General features: G+C 72.1%; 16 protein-coding genes. 3 read left to right on the top strand and 13 right to left on the bottom strand.

The features are described from left to right. Positions 1-117: 117 nt before the first annotated feature. The 12 genes from murC to HDR73_RS10040 all read right to left on the bottom strand — a co-directional run bounded on the left by murC (position 118) and on the right by HDR73_RS10040 (position 14328). Positions 118-1548 (bottom strand): UDP-N-acetylmuramate--L-alanine ligase, encoded by a 1431-nt coding sequence (murC, locus tag HDR73_RS10095; protein ID WP_012298752.1) that lies wholly within the window; start codon positions 1546-1548, stop codon positions 118-120. Between the two features lie 47 nt (positions 1549-1595). Further along, complete coding sequence (gene murG, locus HDR73_RS10090) at positions 1596-2699, bottom strand: undecaprenyldiphospho-muramoylpentapeptide beta-N-acetylglucosaminyltransferase (protein WP_012298751.1); 1104 nt, start codon at positions 2697-2699, stop codon at positions 1596-1598. After that, the gene (ftsW, locus tag HDR73_RS10085; protein ID WP_012298750.1) at positions 2696-3985 is read right to left on the bottom strand and encodes a putative lipid II flippase FtsW; all 1290 of its coding nucleotides are present in this window, start codon (positions 3983-3985) and stop codon (positions 2696-2698) included. Before ftsW ends, murG begins: the two co-directional genes overlap by 4 nt. After that, on the bottom strand, positions 3942-5486 hold the full coding sequence (gene murD, locus HDR73_RS10080; protein WP_012298749.1) for a UDP-N-acetylmuramoyl-L-alanine--D-glutamate ligase: 1545 nt from the start codon (positions 5484-5486) through the stop codon (positions 3942-3944). Before murD ends, ftsW begins: the two co-directional genes overlap by 44 nt. 2 nt (positions 5487-5488) lie before the next feature. Further along, positions 5489-6598, bottom strand: a complete 1110-nt coding sequence (gene mraY, locus HDR73_RS10075; protein ID WP_012298748.1) for a phospho-N-acetylmuramoyl-pentapeptide-transferase — start codon at positions 6596-6598, stop codon at positions 5489-5491. Further along, entirely contained in the window at positions 6592-8001 is a 1410-nt protein-coding gene (locus tag HDR73_RS10070; RefSeq protein ID WP_041464927.1) for a UDP-N-acetylmuramoyl-tripeptide--D-alanyl-D-alanine ligase, read from the bottom strand. Before HDR73_RS10070 ends, mraY begins: the two co-directional genes overlap by 7 nt. Position 8002: 1 nt before the next feature. Beyond that, entirely contained in the window at positions 8003-9547 is a 1545-nt protein-coding gene (locus HDR73_RS10065; RefSeq protein WP_012298746.1) for a Mur ligase family protein, read from the bottom strand. Positions 9548-9559: 12 nt separating this feature from the next. Then, positions 9560-11341, bottom strand: coding sequence for a peptidoglycan D,D-transpeptidase FtsI family protein (locus HDR73_RS10060; protein WP_041464491.1), 1782 nt, complete (start codon positions 11339-11341; stop codon positions 9560-9562). A gap of 90 nt (positions 11342-11431) precedes the next feature. Further along, positions 11432-12106, bottom strand: coding sequence for a cell division protein FtsL (gene ftsL, locus HDR73_RS10055; protein ID WP_012298744.1), 675 nt, complete (start codon positions 12104-12106; stop codon positions 11432-11434). Further along, entirely contained in the window at positions 12103-13059 is a 957-nt protein-coding gene (rsmH, locus tag HDR73_RS10050) for a 16S rRNA (cytosine(1402)-N(4))-methyltransferase RsmH (RefSeq protein WP_012298743.1), read from the bottom strand. Before rsmH ends, ftsL begins: the two co-directional genes overlap by 4 nt. A 103-nt stretch (positions 13060-13162) precedes the next feature. Continuing rightward, positions 13163-13594: a division/cell wall cluster transcriptional repressor MraZ gene (gene mraZ, locus HDR73_RS10045; protein WP_012038555.1), complete on the bottom strand. Its 432-nt coding sequence runs from the start codon at positions 13592-13594 to the stop codon at positions 13163-13165. 338 nt (positions 13595-13932) lie between these two features. Next, positions 13933-14328: an SCO2097 family morphological protein gene (locus tag HDR73_RS10040; RefSeq protein WP_094146254.1), complete on the bottom strand. Its 396-nt coding sequence runs from the start codon at positions 14326-14328 to the stop codon at positions 13933-13935. 77 nt (positions 14329-14405) lie between these two features. On the opposite strand from HDR73_RS10040, the gene HDR73_RS10035 reads away from it, so the two are divergent. Then, on the top strand, positions 14406-15527 hold the full coding sequence (locus HDR73_RS10035; RefSeq protein ID WP_012298741.1) for a polyprenyl synthetase family protein: 1122 nt from the start codon (positions 14406-14408) through the stop codon (positions 15525-15527). Between the two features lie 52 nt (positions 15528-15579). Here the strand turns inward: HDR73_RS10035 and HDR73_RS10030 are convergent, their stop codons facing one another. Further along, the gene (locus HDR73_RS10030; RefSeq protein WP_041464490.1) at positions 15580-15921 is read right to left on the bottom strand and encodes an Rv2175c family DNA-binding protein; all 342 of its coding nucleotides are present in this window, start codon (positions 15919-15921) and stop codon (positions 15580-15582) included. Positions 15922-16133: 212 nt separating this feature from the next. Here HDR73_RS10030 and HDR73_RS10025 point away from each other — a divergent pair, with 212 nt between their 5' ends. Beyond that, entirely contained in the window at positions 16134-17414 is a 1281-nt protein-coding gene (locus HDR73_RS10025; protein ID WP_012298739.1) for a LysM peptidoglycan-binding domain-containing protein, read from the top strand. 82 nt (positions 17415-17496) lie between these two features. Further along, the gene (gene pknB, locus HDR73_RS10020; protein ID WP_041464488.1) at positions 17497-19446 is read left to right on the top strand and encodes a Stk1 family PASTA domain-containing Ser/Thr kinase; all 1950 of its coding nucleotides are present in this window, start codon (positions 17497-17499) and stop codon (positions 19444-19446) included. Positions 19447-19590: the final 144 nt, after the last annotated feature.

Raw genomic sequence — 19590 nt, 5'->3', positions numbered from 1 at the left:
CGGGCGCGGCGGGGCGGGATCCGCGGCGACCACGGGCCTCCGCCTCGGCCGAGCCGGTGGGGGCGTCGGGCGCGGGCGGCTTCGGGACCCGCGGCCGGTCGAAGCCCTCGGGCCGCTTCACTCGCGGGGCCGGGAGGACGCGGCGGGCTGCGCGGATCCGGCGGGACGCTCGAGGGCGCCGATCACCTGCGGGATGATCCGGTACACGTCGCCGCAGCTGAGGGTCACGATGAAGTCGCCGTCCCGCGCGATCTCGGCCGCGCGGTCGGCGGCCTGCTGCCAGTCGGGCAGGTAGTCGACGTGGCTCGCATCGGCGAAGCGCTCGGAGACGAGGGCGCCGGTGACGCCCGGGATCGGGTCCTCGCGGGCGCCGAAGACGTCGAGCACGATCGTGTGGTCGGCCAGCTCCTCGTAGACGCGCGCGAAGTCGCCGGCCATCATCTGCGTGCGGCTGTAGAGGTGCGGCTGGTGGACGGCGATGATGCGCCCCTCCCCCACGACCGTGCGCGCGGCCTCGAGCGCCGCGCGGACCTCGGTGGGGTGGTGCGCGTAGTCGTCGTAGACGCTGACGCCGCGGACCTCCGCGTGCAGCTCGAAGCGCCGGCTGGTGCCGGAGAAGCCGGCCAGGCCGGCGATGGCGTCGTCGGGATCCACGCCGAGGCCCACGAGCACGGCGTAGGCGCCCGCGGCGTTGATCGCGTTGTGGCGTCCGGGGACGCGGAGCGCGGCACGGCGGGAGACGCCGTCGTGCGTGAGGGTGAAGGCGACGGGGCCGTCGGTGACGATGTCGGTGATCCGGATGTCGGCGGCGGGGTCCTCGCCGAAGGTCACGACGCGGCCCTCGATGCGGGCGGTCACGCGGCGCGCGCCGGGGTCGTCGCTGGAGATGACGACGAGCTCCGAGGCGGCGCTCGCGAAGCGCACGAACGCGTCGTCGAAGGCCTCGTGCGAGCCGTAGTGGTCGAGGTGGTCGGCGTCGACGTTCGTGATGAGCGCGACGGCCGTGTCGTAGAGGAGGAACGAGCCGTCGGACTCGTCGGCCTCGACGACGAACAGCTCCTCGGATCCGGGGGCGCTCGAGACGCCGATGCCGCCGATCACGCCGCCGTTCACGAAGGACGGGTCGCGGCCCGCCTCGAGGAGCGCGGTGACGATCATGCCCGTCGAGGTGGTCTTGCCATGGGCGCCGGCGACCGCGACGAGGCGCTGCCCCGAGATGAGCCAGGCGAGCGCCTGCGAGCGGTGCAGGATCGGCAGGCCCCGCTCCTTCGCGAGCACGTACTCGGGGTTGTCCTGCCAGAGCGCGCCCGTGACGACGAGCGCGTCGGCGTCGCCCACGTGCGCGGCGTCGTGGCCGACGTGGATCTCGGCGCCCAGCTCCCGGAGCGCCTGCACGGCGTCGGAGTCGCGAGAGTCGGATCCGGTGACGCGGTGCCCGGCGGCGAGGAACAGGCGGGCGATCCCGCTCATGCCGGACCCGCCGATGCCCACGAAGTGGACGCGCCCGAGCTCGGTCGGGATGTCCATGGTCAGGTCGGGTGCGATCACGTGCGGTCTCCTCGGGAGGTGGGAAGCGGGCGGGCGGCGGCGCGCGGTCAGCGCCGCACGGCGGGCCGGGAGGGTCGGGACGCGACGGCGTCGCGGACGAGGTCGGCCATGCGGGCCGCGCCGTCGCGCGTGCCGACGGAGGCCGCCGCCTCGGACATGCGCGCGAGCGCCGCCGGGTCGGACAGGAGCGGGACGACGTGCGCGAGCACCCAGTCGGGGGTGAAGTCGGCGTCGGCCACGACGATCCCGCCGCCGGCCGCGACGACGCCGCGGACGTTGACGGCCTGCTCGCCGTTCCCGACCGGGTACGGCACGTAGACCGCGGGGATGCCGACGGCAGTGAGCTCGGACAGGGCGCCGGCGCCCGCGCGGGAGACGACGAGGTCGGCCGCGGCGATGGCGAGCTCCATCCGGTCGGAGTAGCCGACCACGTGGTAGCGCTCGACGCCCGGGTCGGTGAACTCCTGTGCGCCGCCGACGATGTGGAGGATCTGCGCGCCCGTCGCCGTGATGCGCTCGGCCACCTGCACCACCGTGCGGTTGAGGCTGCGGGCGCCCGTGGATCCGCCCGTGACGAGCAACGTCGGCCGGTCGGCGTCGAGGCCGAGCTCGGCGCGCGCGGCGTCGCGGACGGCGTCGCGGTCGAGGGTCGCGATCTCGCGGCGGAGCGGCATGCCGACGACCTCGGCGCGCGGGCCGAGCGCCGTGCCGGGGAACGTGATCCCCACGGCGGTCGCGACGCGGGCGCCCAGCCGGTTGGCGAGCCCGGGCGACGCGTTGGCCTCGTGGACGACGACGGGGACCCCCGAGCGGCGCGCGGCGAGGTAGGCGGGCGCGGCCGCGTAGCCGCCGAAGCCGACCACCACGTCGACGCCGCGCTCGGCGATCATGCGGCGGATCTGCCCGACGGCCCGCGTGAACGCCGGCGCGAAGCGCACGGCAGCACCGTTCGGGCGACGCGGGAACGGCAGGCGCGCGATGGTCAGCAGCTCGTAGCCGCGCGCCGGGACGAGCCGCGACTCGAGGCCCTCGCGCGTGCCGAGGACGAGGATCGTCGACCCCGGCTCGCGGGCGCGCAGCTCGTCGGCCACAGCGAGCAGCGGATTCACGTGCCCCGCGGTGCCGCCGCCGGCGAGCAGGTAGACGGTCACGAGCGCATCCCGATGACGGCGGGCACGACGTCGGGCGACTCCTCCGTCGTGGGCCGCCGCGCGAAGCCCAGCACGATGCCCATCGCGACGAGCGTCGTCACGAGCGACGAGCCTCCGGACGACACGAACGGCAACGGCACCCCGAGCACCGGGAGCAGGTTCAGCACCACGCCGATGTTCACGAACGCCTGCACGATGATCCACGTCATGACGGCGCCCGTCGCGACGCGGGCGAACGTGTCGGTGTTGGCGCGGATCACGCGGATGAAGCCGATGGCGAGGACCACGAACAGGAGGATGACGACGATCGCGCCGATGAGGCCGAGCTCCTCGCCGATGATCGCGAAGATGTAGTCGTTGTCGGCCTCGGGCAGCCACATCCACTTGGCCTTCGAGTTGCCGAGGCCGACGCCGAAGATCCCGCCGGCCGCCAGCGCGTACAGGCCGTGGGTCGACTGCCAGCAGCCGCCCGCGTAGTCGCACTGGCCGGTGAGGAACTCGGTGACGCGGCGCATGCGGCTGTCGCTGATGACGGTCATGAGCACGGCGAGCACGGAGCCGATCGTGAGCATGAGCGTGAGCTTGCCGATGGGGATGCCCGCGAAGAACAGGGCGCCGAGCACGATGCTCGCCATGATGATGACGGTCCCCAGGTCGCCCCCGAGCGCGACGAGGCCGACGGCCCCGCCCGCGACGGGCAGCACGGGGATGAGGATGTGCGGCCAGGTGCGCAGCAGGTGGCGCTTCCTCGCGAGGATGAACGCCAACCAGATCACGAGGCCCACCTTGATGAGCTCGGCGGGCTGGAACGTGGTGCCGGCGATGCGGATCCAGCCGATGTTCTCGCCGACCTTCACGCCCATGGGGCCGAAGACGAGCAGCTGCACGGCGGATGCCGCGAGGAGGAGCACCCACGCCCAGCGCTTCCAGAACATGGGCGGCACCAGCGAGACCAGGAGCATGAGCGGCACGCCGATGAGCGCGAACATGCCCTGCTTGAGGAAGATGCCGAAGAAGCCGCCGCCGGCCACGAACGAGTCGATGCTCGACGACGACAGCACCATCACCAGACCGAAGACCACGAGGAAGAGCGTCGTGCCGAGCAGCAGGAAGTAGGAGCCGCTCTCCGCGTGGAAGGCGCGGCCGAGGTGGATCCGCGCGGCGAGGCCGCGGCGCTGCGTCCCCTCCTGCGTGGGCTCGTCGGTCGCCTGCGGGGTGCGCGGACCGCGGAGGCCCGGCGCGTCAGCCGCGCGAGGGGTCCGCGTCGTTCTCGGGGGCAGTGTCATCCGCCGCACCTCCCAGGTGGTGGTCGACCGCGGCCCGGAATCGGCGTCCGCGATCGGCGTAGTCGGTGAATTGGTCCATGGATGCCGCCGCCGGGGCCAGCAGGACGGTGTCGCCCTCCCGGGCCACGCCCGCCGCGAGCCGCACGGCGGACCGCATGACCTCATCAGTGTCGCTCTCGGCCACCTCGAGGACCGTGACGTCGGGCGCGTGTCGCGCGAATGCCGCGAGCAGCTCGGCACGCTCGACGCCGATCACGATCGCGGCGCGTAGGCGTGCCGCGTGCGCCCGGATCAGGTCGTCGAGCTCGACGCCCTTGAGGAGGCCGCCGACGAGCCACACCACCGAGGGGAACGCCGCGAGCGACGCGGACGCGGCGTGCGGGTTGGTGGCCTTCGAGTCGTCGACGAACGCGACGCCGTCGCGCTCCCCGATCCGCTCGATGCGGTGGCTGTCGAGCTCGAAGCGCTGGAGCGCCTGCCGCACGACCGCCGGCGAGACGCCATAGGACCGGGCAAGGGCGGCCGCGGCCAGGACGTTCTGCACGATGTGCGGGGCGGCCAGCCCGACCGCGCGCAGCTCGTCGAGCGTGGTCAGCTCGAGGGCGCTCGTGAACCGCTCCTCCAGGAACGCGCGGTCGCAGAGGATGTCGTCGACGATGCCGAGGTCGCTCGGCCCCGGCGCGTCGAGCCCGAACCCGATGGCGCGCGCGCCGTCCTGGACGTTGGCGTGGCGGAGGGCGTCCTCGGTGGCGCGGTCGGCGCGGTTGTAGACGCACGCGACGCGCGTGTCGGCGTAGACGCGGCCCTTGGCGGCGGCGTACGCCTGCCGGGATCCGTGCCACTCGAGGTGGTCGTCGGCCAGGTTGAGGAAGGCGCTCGAGTACGGCCGCACCTCGCGCATGTAGTGCAGCTGGTGGCTCGAGAGCTCGACGACGAGCACGTCGAAGCCGTCCGGGTGGCGGACCACGTCGAGCACGGGCAGGCCGATGTTCCCGCACGGGACCGCGCGGACGCCACCCTCCTGGAGGAGAGCTGCCGTGAGCTGCGTGGTCGTGGTCTTGCCGTTAGTGCCGGTGATGGTGATCCACTCGGCGGGCGTGCCCGTCTTGTCGCGCACGCGCCAGGCGAGCTCGATGTCGCCCCACAGCGGGATCCCCGCGTCCGTCGCCCACGCGGGCAGCGGGTGGGTGGGCGCGTAGCCGGGCGACACCACCACGAGCTCGGGTGCGAAGGCCACGAGCTCGGCGGGCACGGGCTCCTCGTCGGTGGGGCGCACCAGGCGCCCGCCGATCACGTCGAGCAGCGCCAGCCGCTCGGGTGACGTGTCGGCGGCGACCACGAGCACGTCCGCGCCGAGCTCGATCAGGGTGTCGGCCACCGAGAAGCCCGTGCGGCCGAGGCCGAGGACCGCGACGCGGAGGCCCGTCCAGTCGTCGTGCCAGCTGTGCAGGTAGTCGGGTCGCGCGTGCGCCTGGCCGTCGTGGAGGGGAGCGTCCGTCATCTCTACTGCGTGATCCATTCCAGGTAGAAGGTGCCGACGCCCGCCGCGACCAGCAGGCCGGCGATGATCCAGAAGCGCACGACGACCGTGACCTCGGCCCAGCCCTTGAGCTCGAAGTGGTGGTGGAGCGGGCTCATGAGGAAGATGCGCTTGCCCTTGGTGATCTTGAAGTAGGCGCGCTGCAGCACCACCGAGCCCGCGACGATCACGAACAGGCCGCCGATGAAGACGAGCAGCAGCTCGGTGCGGCTGAGGATCGCGAGGGCCGCCAGGGCGCCGCCGAGGCCGAGGGAGCCGGTGTCGCCCATGAAGATCTGCGCGGGCGAGGTGTTCCACCAGAGGAAGCCGATGAGGGCGCCGACGATGGAGGCCGCGATGATCGCGAGGTCGAGCGGACTCGCCACCTCGTAGCAGCGGTACTCGTTCTGGTAGCTGGAGACGCTGTCGCACGACTGGTTGAACTGCCAGAAGCCGATGATCACGTACGAGCCGATCGAGAAGATCGACGCTCCGGCCGCGAGCCCGTCGAGCCCGTCGGCCACGTTCACGCCGTTGGAGGCGCTGGCGACGATGAGGCAGATCCAGACGATGAACAGGCCCGTGCCGATGACCGCGCCGAGCGCCATGAAGTCGAGCGGCAGGTCGCGGAACAGGCTGATGGCGGTCGACGCCGGCGTGAGGCCCGACACCGGGTCGCGCAGCGTGATGGCGAGCACCGCGAACACGGTGGCGACGATGACCTGGCCGGCGATCTTCTGCCAGCCGCCGAGCCCGAGGGATTGCTGCTTGCGGGTCTTCAGGTAGTCGTCGAGGAACCCGACGAAGCCGAGGCCGACCATCATGAACACGACGAGGAGGCCCGACGGCGTCACGGGGTCGAAGCGGATCCCGTCCCACGTGAGCAGGTGGCCCGCGAAGTAGCCGATGACGCTCGCCAGGATGATGACGATGCCGCCCATGGTCGCGGTGCCGCGCTTGGTGTGGTGCGACTGCGGACCGTCGTCGCGGATGAACTGGCCCCACTGCAGCCGGTGGAACAGCTTGATGAACAGCGGCGTCAGGAAGAGCGTGAAGACGAGCGAGATGGCGCCCGCGCCGAGGAGGGCTACCACGAGTACTTCTCCCCCAGCTCGTCCCCGAGGAAGCGGAGTCCCGCGGAGTTCGAGGACTTCACGAGCACGAGGTCGCCGTCGCGGAGGATCCCGTCGAGGATCTCGCGGGCCTCGGCCGCGTCCTCGGCGAAGATCGACTCGCCGTCCCATGACCCCTGCCCGATGGCCTCGAGGTGCAGGCGGCGCGCGGGGCGGCCCACCACGACGAGCTGGCCGATGTTGAGGCGCACCGCGAGGAGGCCCACGCGGTCGTGCTCCTCCTCGGAGAACTCTCCGAGCTCGCTCATCTCGCCGAGGACGGCGACCGTGCGCTGCTCCGGGCCGCGGATCTGCGCGAGGGTGCGGAGGGCGGCGGCCATGGAGTCGGGGCTCGCGTTGTAGGCGTCGTTGATCACGGTCACGCCGTTGCCGCCGAGCACCTCCATGCGCCACCGCTCGGCACGCTGCACGGTCTGCAGGGCGGAGACGATGGCGTCGCCGTCGACGCCGAGCGCCCACGCTCCCGCCGCGGCGGCCAGCGCGTTGGTGACGTGGTGCTCGCCGAGCACGCGGAAGGACACGGGACGGGTGGATCCGTCGGGCAGGTGCAGCGTGAAGGTCGTGCCCGCGGCGGACGCGACGATGTCGGTCGCGCGGACGGCGGCGCGGGCGTCCCGGCCGAACCAGAGCACGGGCGCCTGGGTCTTGTCGCTCATGGACGCGACCCTCGGGTCGTCCGCGTTGAGCACGGCGGTGTCCTCGGGCAGGAGGTCCTTGACCATCTCCGTCTTCGTCACGAGCGTCCGCTCGATGCCGCCGAAGCCGCCGGCGTGCGCGAGGCCCACGGTGAGCACGATGCCGACGTCGGGCTTCGCCATGCGGATCAGGCGCGTGATCTCCCCGAGACCGCTCGCGCCCATCTCGGCGACCAGGAACCGCGTCGAGCGCGTCACCTTGAGCATCGTGAGCGGCGCGCCGACCTCGTTGTTGAACGACGCGACGGGCGACACGGTCTCGCCCTGGGTCTCGAGGATCGCGTGGAGCAGGTTCTTGGTCGTGGTCTTGCCGTTGGACCCGGTGACCGCGACCATCCGGAGCTCGCCGAGCGCGCGCACCCGCGCGACGACCTCGTGCGCCAGCCGGCCGAGCGCGTCGACGACGTCGGGCACGAGCACCTGGGGCACGGGCAGGTCGAGCTCGCGCTCGACGAGGAGCAGCGCGGCGCCGGCCTCGACGGCCCAGGGCGCGAACAGGTGGCCGTCGGTCTCCTCGCCGGGCTTGGCGACGAAGATCCCGCCGGGCCCGATGAGCCGGCTGTCGGTGTCGACGACGCCGTCGACGACGGTCTGCGCGGTCGCGTCGCCGCGCAGCAGGAGGCGGCCGTCGACCGCCTCGGCGATCTCGGCGAGGGTGAGGGCGATCATGTCAGCTCCAGCCTGCGTCGCGGAGGGCCGCGCGCGCGTCGTCACGGGCGGAGAACGGGATCTTCTTCCCGGCCACCTCGTGGTAGTCCTCGTGCCCGGGTCCGGCGACGAGGATGGTGTCCCCCTCGCCGACCAGCGACACCGCGGTGCGGATCGCGGTGGCGGGGTCGGGCACCTCGTGGATCTCGCGGTCGGGCACCGCGGCCCGCGCGCCCGCGATGAGGCTCGCCCGGATGGACGCCGGGTCCTCGTAGCGGGGGTGGTAGTCGGTGATGACCACGACGTCCGCGAGGCGGGCCGCGATGGCGCCCATCTCCGCGCGCTTCGTCGTGTCGCGGTCGCCGTCGGCGCCGAACACCATCACGAGCTTGCCGGGCGTGAACGGCCGGAGCGCCTGCAGGGTCTGCTCGAACGCGTCCGGGGTGTGCCCGTAGTCGACGAAGAAGAGGGGCCCGGTGTCGCCGGACACCCGCTCGGCGCGACCCGGGATGTACGCCTGGATGCCGCCGTCGCGGTCGAGCACGTGGGCGACCGCGTCGAGGTCGTAGCCGGACTCGACGAGCATCACGATGGCGAGCCCCGCGTTGGCGGCCATGAACCAGCCGGGCACGGGCACGCTGGAGACGAGCACGCGGTTGTCGGGCCCCTCGAGGCGGAAGCCGGTCGAGTCGGGCGTCTGCTCGAGCACGGTGACCCTCCAGTCGGCCTCGATGCCGGGCTGGGCGGAGATGGTGGTCATCGGGATCCGGGACTGCTCCACGATGCGCTGCCCCCACACCGTGTCCAGCGAGACGACGCCGCGGCGCGCGCGGTCGGGGTCGAAGAACGCGGCCTTGGCCTCGAAGTACTCCTCGAAGTCCGCGTAGTCATCGAGGTGGTCGTGGCTCAGGTTGATGAACGCGGCCACGTCGAACACGAGGCCGTCGACGCGGTGCCGCGTGAGGGCCTGCGCCGAGACCTCGATCGTGACGGCTCGGACCTCGGCCTCGCGCATGCGGGCGAGGAGCGCGTGCAGCTCGCTCGCCTCGGGCGTGGTGAGCCGGCTGGTGATGCTCTCCTCGCCGATGCGGCGCTCGGCCGTCGACGTGAGCCCGGTCACGACGCCGAGCTGGCGGAGCAACCCGTCGAGCAGGTAGACCACGCTCGTCTTGCCGTTCGTGCCTGTGACCCCGTACAGCGTCGCCGGGTTCTCCGCCGAGCGGTGGACCCACGCGGCGATGTCGCCGAGGGCCGCACGGGGGTCGGGGGTGAGGATCACCGGCAGGCCGGAGTCCCGCGCCTCGGCGAGCCCGTCGGGGTCGGTGAGCACCGCGACCGCGCCGCTGGCGGCCGCGTCGGAGGCGAAGCGCGCGCCGTGCACGCGCACGCCGCGGAGCCCCACGTAGAGGTCACCCGGTTGCACGTCGGAGGAGGACAGGGTCACGCCGGTGACCTCCACGTCGTCCACGTCGCCGACGACGTCGAGCGCGAAGTCGCTCACCAGGCCGGACAGCGACCGTGCGACGGGATGCTCGGGGCGGAGGGCGGGAGTGGCAGGGAAGGTCATCGCCCTCATCTCTCAGTAGGTCGTCGGGAGGTTCGGGGACGGCACGCTGGAGGGCGGGACCCGGTAGGTCTTCAGTACCTGGGACATGATCTTCTGGAAGACCGGCGCCGCGGCCGCCGAGGACTTCATGGTATCCGGATTGGCCAGGCTGATCGACACGACGTACTGGGGGTCCTCGGCCGGCGCGAGGCCCGCGATCGACACCAGGTAGTTCTTGCCGTACTTGCCGTCGGCCTCCGCGACCTGCGCCGTGCCCGACTTCGCGGCGACCCGGTAGCCCGGGATCGTGAGGTCCTTGGAGAGGTGGCCGTCGGTGACGACCGTCTCGAGCATGTTGACGGTCGAGTCGGCGGCCTGGGGCGAGATGACCTGCGTGCCGGTCGTGTCCGGCTGGTCCGTCACGGTCCCGTCGGCGGCCTTGCAGCCGGAGACGAGCGACAGCGGCAGCTTCACGCCGTGGTTGCCGATGGTCTGGTAGATGCTCGCGACCTGGAGCGCCGTCGTCGTGAGGCCCTGGCCGAACATGGTCGCGTAGTTGGTCTGCGGGTCCCACTCCTGCCAGGGGCGGACGAGGCCGCTGCTCTCGCCGGGGAAGTCGATGGCCGTCTTCTCGCCGACGCCGAACGCCTTGAGGTAGTCGTAGCGGTCGGAGGCCGACAGGCGCTCGCCGAGCGCCGAGATGCCCGTGTTCGAGGAGTCCATGAGCACGCCCGCGAGCGTGAAGTGGAGGTCGGGGTGCACGTAGCTGTCGCTGAGCTTCACGTTCGGACGGGTGAACGTGTAGGGCGCCACCACGTGCGTGCCGGCATCGGCCTTGCCCGAGTCGAGGAGGGCGGCGGCGGTCACGGCCTTGAGCGTGGATCCGGGCTCGAACGGCGAGCTGAACGCCCGGCTCCCCCGGTCCTCGGGCTTCGTGGCGGACACGTCGTTGGGGTCGACGGACGGATACTCGGCGACCGCGAGGACCTTGCCCGTCTTCACCTCGACGATGGTCGCGTGCCCGTAGTCGGCGCCCACCTTCACGGCTTGCTCGGCGACCGCGGTCTGCGCGAAGTACTCGAGGTCGGTGTCGATGTTGGTCATCACGTCGCTGCCGTCGACGGCGGGCTTCTGCGTGACGGTGCTGCCGGCGATGGGCACGCCGTCCGCGCCGCGCTCGTAGGTCTGGGCGCCGTCCTGGGCGGCGAGGCACGAGTCGTACTCCTGCTCGAGCCCGGCCTTGACCGTCCCGTCGCCCGCGATGTACCCGAGGATGCTGCCCGCGATCTGCCCGTTGGGGTAGGTGCGGCTCGAGACGGCCTGGAAGTAGATCCACGGGATCTTGAGGTCCCGGATGGCCAGGTACGCGTCGACGTCGACGCCCTTGGTCACGTAGCCGAAGAGCGACTTCGGGTCCTTGGCGAGCGCGCCCGTGATGAGCCCGTCGATCTCCTCGGGCTTCTGCCCGGTGATCGCGCCCAGCTGCGCCTCCGCGTCGGCGAGCGAGACGTCCTGCTTGACCGGCTTGCCGTCGTCGCCCGTCACGGTCCGGGTGAAGTCGCCGGCCTTGGAGGGGTCCATCGTCACGTCGTAGCGGAGGACGCTGTCCGCGAGCACCTTGCCGTCCGCGTCGTAGATGCTGCCGCGCACGCCGGGGAGCGTCTGCGAGATCGCCCGCTTGCCGAGCGCCTCCTCGTTGAGCTCCGTGGCCTGCACGACCTGGATGTCGATGAGCTTGACCACGAAGACCCCGATGACGGCGAGGATCGCGATGAGGGAGAAGGCGATGCGCCGTCGGTTCGAGATCGTGCTCACTCGGTAGTTCCTCTCGATGCCTGCGATGCGGTGCGGTGCTCCGTCGGAGCGGTGTCGTGCGGTGGCCGCTGCCCCTCGGGGGGGGCGGCGTCAGCGGGTCTGCGGGGTCGGGATCGCCGTGGCCGACGCTAGCCCGGAGGCCGCGCCCGACACGGGAGGCGCGCTCGGGGTCCCGGCGGTCACACCGCCGGCGGACTCCGCGGACCCGGGGATCGCGGAGCCCGGGTCGACAGCGGCCGCGCCGTCCTGCGCGGTCGCGGCCTGGAGGGCGGCCGCGCGCTTGGCCGGGTCGCTCTCGATGGTGAGCGGGACGCCGGAGAGGAGCGAGTTGCCGATGAGCGTGTCCGCCGTCAGCGCCGTCGTGGCGCCGTCCTTCGCCTGCGGCGTGCCCTGGATGGTGCCGTCGAGGGAGAGGAAGGAGGGCGATGCGCTCGCCACCATGCCCAGCGCCTGGGCGTTCCGTGCCAGGTTCTGCGGGGACGACAGCCTGTCGACGTCCTCGGTGAGCGCCTGGTGCGTGCGGTCGAGCTCCTTCTGCTGCTGCTGGAGGGACTGGATCGCGTACGCCCCGTCGGACAGGCCGATGGAGAGCAGCAGCTGCGCGAGGAGGACGACGAAGAGCCCGCCCACGACGATCACGGCGTAGACGGTGCGCGGACGGGCGCGGCGCTGGCCGCGGGTGGCGACGACCTCGATGTGGCGGGTGGGCGGCTCGGCGGACGGCCGGATCCGGGGACGCGCGGTCGCGCGTGCTGCATCGGTCATGCGTGTCGCCTCCTGGCTCGTTCGGCGGCGCGCAACCGGACGGAAGCGGCGCGGGGGTTCTGGGCGATCTCGTGCTGGTCCGCGAGCTCGGCGCCGCGGACGAGGAGCTTCAGCTCGGGACGGTGCTCGGGGAGCTCGACGGGGAGGCCGACGGGCGCGGTGCTGGTGGACCGCACGCGCAGCTCGCGCTTCACGATGCGGTCCTCGAGCGACTGGTACGACTCGACGACCACGCGACCGCCGACGGCGAGCCGGTCGATCGCAGCCGGCATGGCGCGCGCCAGGACGCTCAGCTCCTGGTTGACCTCGATGCGCAGCGCCTGGAACACGCGCTTGGCCGGGTGCCCGGCCCGCTGCACCGCGGCGGGCGTGGCCTGCTGGATGATCTCCACCAGCCGCGCCGACGTGGTGATCGGCTCCACCTCGCGGGCCTGGACGATGCGGCTCGCGTAGCGCGGGGCGAGCTTCTCCTCGCCGTAGTCGTAGAAGATCCGGCGCAGCTCGAGCTCGTCGTACTCCGCCACCACCTGCGCGGCGGTGAGGCCCGCGGTCCCGTCCATGCGCATGTCGAGGGGCGCGTCCTGCGAGTACGAGAAGCCGCGCTCGACGCGGTCGAGCTGGAGGGACGAGACGCCGAGGTCGAAGAACACTCCCTGGACCTCGCCGATGCCGAGCCCGTCGAGCGCCCGGCCGATCCCGTCGTAGACGGTGTGCACGAGGTGCACCCGGTCGCCGAAGCGGGCGAGCCGCTCCCCCGCGATGGCGAGGGCGTCCGGGTCGCGGTCGAGGCCGACCAGGCGCAGCCCGGGCAGCGCGTCGAGGAACGCTTCGGAGTGGCCGGCCATCCCGAGGGTGGCGTCGACCAGGACGGCGCCCTCGCCCTGGAGGGCGGGGGCGAGCAGCTCGAGGCACCGCTCGAGGAGGACGGGGGTGTGGATGTCGTCGAGGGCCATGGCATCCCGCTGCCCTGTCCGCGGCTCCTGATCCCCATCCGTCCCGACCTGCCACCGGGGAAGTGCGGCAGGGCGTCGGACGGCTGGGAGTCAGGGGCCGGGGTCAGAACAGGCCGGGGATCACCTCCTCCGCGGTGTCGGCGAACGCGCTCTCGTTGGCGGTGAGGTACTCGTCCCACGTGCCGGCGTCCCAGATCTCGACGCGGCTGCCCGCGCCGATGACCGCGAGCTCGCGGTCGAGGCCCGCGTAGGTGCGCAGAGCCTGCGGGATGGTGATGCGGTGCTGCTTGTCCGGCGTCTCGGCGTTCGCCCCGGACAGGAAGACGCGCATGTAGTCGCGCGCCTGCTTGCTCGCGAGCGGGGCCTGGCGCATCCGGTCGTGCAGCTCCTCGAACTCGCGCGTCGTGAACACGTAGATGCAGCGGTCCTGGCCGCGCGTCATGACGACGCCGCCCTCGAGCTCGTCGCGGAACTTCGCGGGGAGGATGAGCCGCCCCTTGTCGTCGAGACGAGGCGAATGGGTGCCGAGGAACACACCGACACCCCCTGTCTCTCCGGCCGTGGTTCAGGACTTGCTCCACTTTACTCCACAGCCCTCCACTCACCGCCAGGGATGCGAGGCAAATACGCGGCGCGTGTCCCCCGATGCCCGCGGATACGGGGTTTGTGCCGAGGGGAGGGATGTGGAGGGGAATCACGCGACCGGCGCGCCGCGGACACGCAGAAGCGCCCCGCGAGCGGTCGAGGGACCGCACGGGGAGCGCCGGGGAGAGATGCGGATGGTGCTGGGGACACGAGAAGGGGCCGATCCCGGTTCGGGATCGGCCCCTTCGGGTCGAGTGGAGGGCGGTGGAGGACCGCCTCAGGTGGAGGTCAGTCCTGACCGCCCTGGCGCTTCTCCCAGCGCTCGTTGATGCGGTCCATGAAGGAGGACGACGAGGCGGGTCGCTTGCCGGGACCGCGGCCAGCGGCCCGGGGCGGGGTCGGGGCCGACGCATCGGCGGCCGCATCGCGCGGGCTGAAGATGAGGAGCGCCCCGATGATCATGATCGCGAAGCCGAGGATGCCGATGATGGCCAGCTTGGTGATGACGCCTGCTGCCAGGGCAGCGATGCCGAGGACGATGACCAGGACGCCGACCACGACCATCGTGTAGTTGGGTCTGCTGCGTCGGCCGCTGACGGTCGCCACGAAGTCTGCGTCGTTGCGATAGAGACTGCGCTCCATCTCCTCCAGCAGGCGCTGCTCTTGCTCGGAAAGCGGCATCATGTTCCCCTCAGGCTCGGGACGACGCGTTGGTGTTCACCTGTGGATTCTAGCTCCCTGCCCCTGGCTAGGCTAGGCGGGTGCCCGAAAGCGACCGCCTCGTCAGCCACGTCCAGACCCGCCTCGACGACTTCCTGACGGCGCAGGCGGCGGGACTCCGGGAGATCAGCCCGGATCTTGTGCCCATCCAGGAGTTCTCCTCGGATCTGCTGAGAGGCGGGAAGCGCTTCCGCGCGCAGTTCTGCTACTGGGGCTGGCGGTCGGTCATCGACCTCGAGCCCTCTCCCGCCGGACGCCCGCAGGGCGAGGAGCGACCGGGGTACCGCGCGGTGGTCGGCGTCGCCGCGGGCCTCGAGATCTTCCACGCCGCGGCCCTCATCCACGACGACATCATCGACCGCTCCGACACGCGGCGAGGCCGTCCCGCTGCGCACCGCCGCTTCGAGGCGCTGCACGCGGCGAGCGGCTGGGGCGGATCGTCGGCGGGCTTCGGCGAGGCCGGGGCGACCCTCCTCGGCGACCTCCTCCTGGGATGGAGCGACGAGCTGCTCATCGACTCGCTCCTGGCGCTCGCGGACGGGTCCGCCGCCCGTGCCACCCGCGCGGAGCTCGCGACGATGCGGACCCAGGTCACGCTCGGCCAGTACCTCGACGTGCTCGAGGAGGTCGCGTGGCCGACCGTCCCCGAGGACGACACGCTCGCCCGTGCCCACAACGTGATCGTCTACAAGTCCGCGAAGTACAGCATCGAGGCTCCGCTCGTCGTCGGCGCGAGCCTGGCGGGCGCGACGCCCGAGCAGGTCGCGGCGCTCCGAGCCGTCGGACTGCCGCTCGGCATCGCGTTCCAGCTGCGCGATGACGTGCTCGGCGTCTTCGGCGACAGCGCCGTGACCGGGAAGCCGAGCGGCGACGATCTCCGGGAGGGCAAGCGCACGGTCCTCATCGCGCTGGCCCGACGTCGGCTGCCGGACGGGGTGCGCCGGACGGTCGACGCGCTCCTCGGGGATGCGGACCTCGACGACGAGCAGATCCGGGCGCTCCAGTCGGTCCTGCGCGAGAGCGGTGCCCTCGACGAGGTCGAGGGGATGATCGCGCGCTACGTGCGGGAGTCCCTGGCGGCGCTGCGTGACGCACCGATCGGGGCCCGCGCGAGGAACCAGCTCGAGCTCCTCGTCGACAGCGTCACCCGTCGCGTCACCTGAGACGACGGCGACGGGGTCGCCGCTCACGACGCGGCGTGGACGCGGACGCGGGTCAGGCGCTGGCCTGGGCGACCCGTCGCACCTCGGCCTTGCGTCCGGCGAGCAGGGCGTCCACGGGGGCCGCGCCGAGGCTGGGCTCCTCCGTGAGGAGCCAGTGCATGGCCTCCTCGTCGGTGAAGCCGTTGTCGCCGAGCACGATGACGGTGCCCCGGAGCTCGGACAGCGGCTCGCCGTCGCGCAGGAACACGGCCGGCACCTTGAGCACGCCGTCGAGGCGGACCGCCAGCAGGCGCCTGTCCTCGATGAGCCGGCGCACGCGGCTGACGGTGAGACCCAGGAGGTCGACGAGATCGGGGACGGTCAACCACTCACGGTCGGCATAGGGCTCGTTCACGCCTCACATGCTGGCACGTCCTGAGTCGACGTCGGCACCGGGCGTGCGGGCGCGGGGCGCTCGACGATGCCGTTCGTCTGCCTATCCGCCGAAGACGCATGTCGCTGTTCACTCCAGTCACATCCGTCCCTTATGTGCCCTTTCCTCTCGCTGCGTGTTAACGTGGAACACCTGCATCAGGGAATCGAGCACGACGGCCGGAGTAGACCAGCATGCCCATGACCGAACCCACCTCTCCTCGGGACCCCAGCCGGTCCTCGGACACCGCCACAGGACGCTCGGCGAATCGCCGCTCCAAGGCGCTCCTCGCGACCATGCCCATCGTGCTCGTCGGCTCCCTCGCGGTGAGCCTCGGCATGGCGACACCTGCCGAAGCCGCACCCGTCAAGCGCGTGCCGAAGGCCAAGTCCGGCCCGACGCAGACCAAGCTCCCCCGCGTCGCCGCTCCGACGGCAGCCCCGGCAGCGGCCCCCACCGTGGCCGCGCCCTCCACGTACGTCGTCGAGCAGGGCGACACGGTCTCGAGCATCGCCGGGCAGTTCGGCCTCTCCACCGCATCCGTCCTCGCGCAGAACGGCCTTGGCTGGAAGACCACGATCTTCCCCGGCCAGACGCTCACGCTCGGCGGCTCCGGCTCCGGCTCCTCGACGGCGGCTCCCGTCGCCGCGCCGACCGGATCCAGCGCGAGCTACACGGTCGTGGCGGGCGACACGGTGACCGGCATCGCCGGCAAGCACGGCGTCTCGACGTCGTCGGTACTCCAGGCGAACGGCCTCCAGGCCACGAGCACGATCTTCCCCGGCAACCGCCTCACGATCCCGGGAGCGGGATCCTCCGCGGCGCCGGCGACGCCCGCGACCCCGACCAGCGCATCCCCCGCCGCGAAGCAGGGCCTCTCCGGGACGTACACGATCGCGACCGGCGACACCCTGCACAGCATCGCGACGAAGTCCGGGGTCACCGTCCAGGACCTCCTCAACGCCAACGGCCTCAACTGGTCGAGCATCATCTACGCGGGCAGCAAGCTCACCATCCCGCACGCGTCGACCGCCGTGGTGCAGGTCGCGTCGCTCGACGGGACCACGATCATGACCGACGAGATGCGGAGCAACGCGCGCGTCATCGTCCAGGTCGGGCGCTCGGCCGGCGTCAGCGACTACGGGCTCGTCATCGCGCTCGCGACCGCTGCGCAGGAGTCGACGCTCCGCAACCTCGACTGGGGTGACCGCGACTCGATCGGGCTGTTCCAGCAGCGCCCGAGCCAGGGTTGGGGCCAGCCCGCTCAGCTCAACGACCCCGTGTACGCGGCGCGCGCCTTCTTCGGCGGCAGCGTCAACCCGAACCCCGGAGCCACGCGCGGCCTCCTCGACATCGCGGGATGGAAGTCGATGACCGTCACCCAGGCCGCGCAGGCCGTCCAGTACTCCGCGTACCCGGATGCCTACGCCAAGTGGGAGGCCTCCGCCTGGGCGTGGCTCGACGAGATCGGCTGACGCGGATCCGCACGCGCACACGGGCGGCGGCGCACCGGTGTGCCGGGGAGGCCTCGGCACCGGCGATCCCTAGAATCGACCAGTGACCTCCAGCCCGACCGACCCCATGATCGGCCGTCTCCTCGACGGTCGGTACCAGGTCAGGTCCCGCATCGCGCGCGGCGGGATGGCGACGGTTTACGTCGCCACCGACCTCCGGCTCGAGCGTCGCGTCGCCGTCAAGGTGATGCACGGCCACCTCGCCGACGACAGCGCGTTCCGTGACCGCTTCATCCAGGAGGCGCGCTCGGCCGCGCGGCTGGCGCACCCCAACGTCGTCAACGTGTTCGACCAGGGCCAGGACTCGGACATGGCGTACCTGGTCATGGAGTACCTCCCCGGGATGACGCTGCGCGAGCTGCTGCAGGAGTACGAGCGGCTGACGCCCGAGCAGACCCTCGACATCCTCGAGGCCGTGCTCTCGGGCCTCGCCGCCGCGCACAAGGCCGGCATCGTCCACCGCGACCTGAAGCCCGAGAACGTGCTGCTGGCCGACGACGGGCGCATCAAGATCGGCGACTTCGGCCTCGCGCGCGCCGTCAGCGCGAACACCGCGACGGGGCAGGCGCTCCTCGGGACCATCGCCTACCTCTCCCCCGAGCTCGTCACCCGGGGCATTGCCGACACCCGCAGCGACATCTACGCGGTCGGCATCATGATGTACGAGATGCTCGCGGGCGAGCAGCCGTTCAAGGGCGAGCAGCCCATGCAGATCGCCTACCAGCACGCGAACGACCAGGTGCCGACCCCCAGCACGGCCAACGCGTCCGTCCCCGTCGAGCTCGACGAGCTGGTGCTGTGGGCGACCGCGCGGGACCCCGAGCAGCGTCCCCGCGACGCCCGGGCGCTCCTCGATGAGCTCTACGCCGTGCAGAACCGGCTCGACGCGCGGTCGGGCGACCCGGCGCCGCTCCAGCGCACCGTCGTCTTCCCGAGCGCCCCCGCGCTCCCGCCCGTCACGACCGGCGAGACGCAGGTGGTGGGCGGACCTCTCGTCATGACGCGGCAGGAGACCGAGCGCACCGAGCCGGAGTCCGTCGTCGCGCTCGCGGCGGCCGGATCGCGTCGTCGTTCGCGCGGCTGGATGCTCGCGCTCCTCGTCGTGATGCTCGCCGCCGTCGCCGGCGGCACGGGCTGGTACTACGGCCAGGGCCCGGGCGCGCGCGCGCCCGTGCCCTCCGTCACGGCGATGGCCGTCGACGACGCGGCGGGGACCCTACAGGGGCAGGGCTTCGTCGTCGCGCGCGCGGAGGAGCCGAGCGTGGACGTCGAGGTGGGGCACGTGACGCGCAGCGTCCCGGCATCCGGGACGCCCGTCGACCAGGGATCCACCGTGACCGTGTACGCCTCGACCGGACCGCGGCTCCTCGACGTGCCCGACGTGGTCGGGGCTGCGGAGGCGGACGCCCGCACGCGGTTGGAGGGCGTGCCCTTCGTCGTGCAGGAGGCGACCGTCCGGCAGTACGGGGACGCCGCCGAGGGCACCGTCGTGCAGGTGCTGGATTCGTCGGGAGCCCCCGTCGGAGCGCAGTACCCCGAGCAGCAGACGGTGACCCTCGTGGTCGCCGCAGGCAAGATCCCCCAGGTGAACGGCCGCTCCGTCGACCAGGCCAAGGCGACGCTCGGCCAGGCGGGGCTCGTCGGCGAGCCGGGGAAGCAGAGCTTCAGCGACGACGTCGACGCGGGCGAGGTCATCTCGGTCTACGCCCTCGACCAGAACCCGGTGCGTTCGGGACTCGGCGACGCCCCCGGCAGCAAGGTGGGGCTCGAGATCTCCAAGGGGCCCGACCTGGTCGCGGTGCCGAAGGTGGTCGGCCTCACGCGCGATGGCGCGAAAGCCGAGCTCGACAAGGCGGGCTTCAAGTACGCGTACTCCGCCTTCTGGGACGCCCTGCCCGACAGCATCACGAAGGTCGCGTCGGCGACCCCGGATGCTGGGGCCATGGTCCGCCGTGGGTCCACCGTCAACCTCGGGATCACCGCCTCCGGCTGATCCGCCTCGGCGCGCATGGCGATGCCCCGCCACCTCCGAGGGCGGATTCTCGTGGTCGTCGCAACACCTGATGATTTAGATGGTTGTCAGTAGAGCACGCATTCGCTCGGCTGGGGTGTCCCAGTCGAGCGTTTTGCGTGGTCG

Source organism: Clavibacter sp. (genome assembly GCF_014802555.1).
Classification (GTDB): Bacteria; Actinomycetota; Actinomycetes; order Actinomycetales; family Microbacteriaceae; genus Clavibacter; species Clavibacter sepedonicus.
Note: the sequence above shows the minus strand (reverse complement) of the source record. Positions and strands in the feature narration are given on the sequence as shown.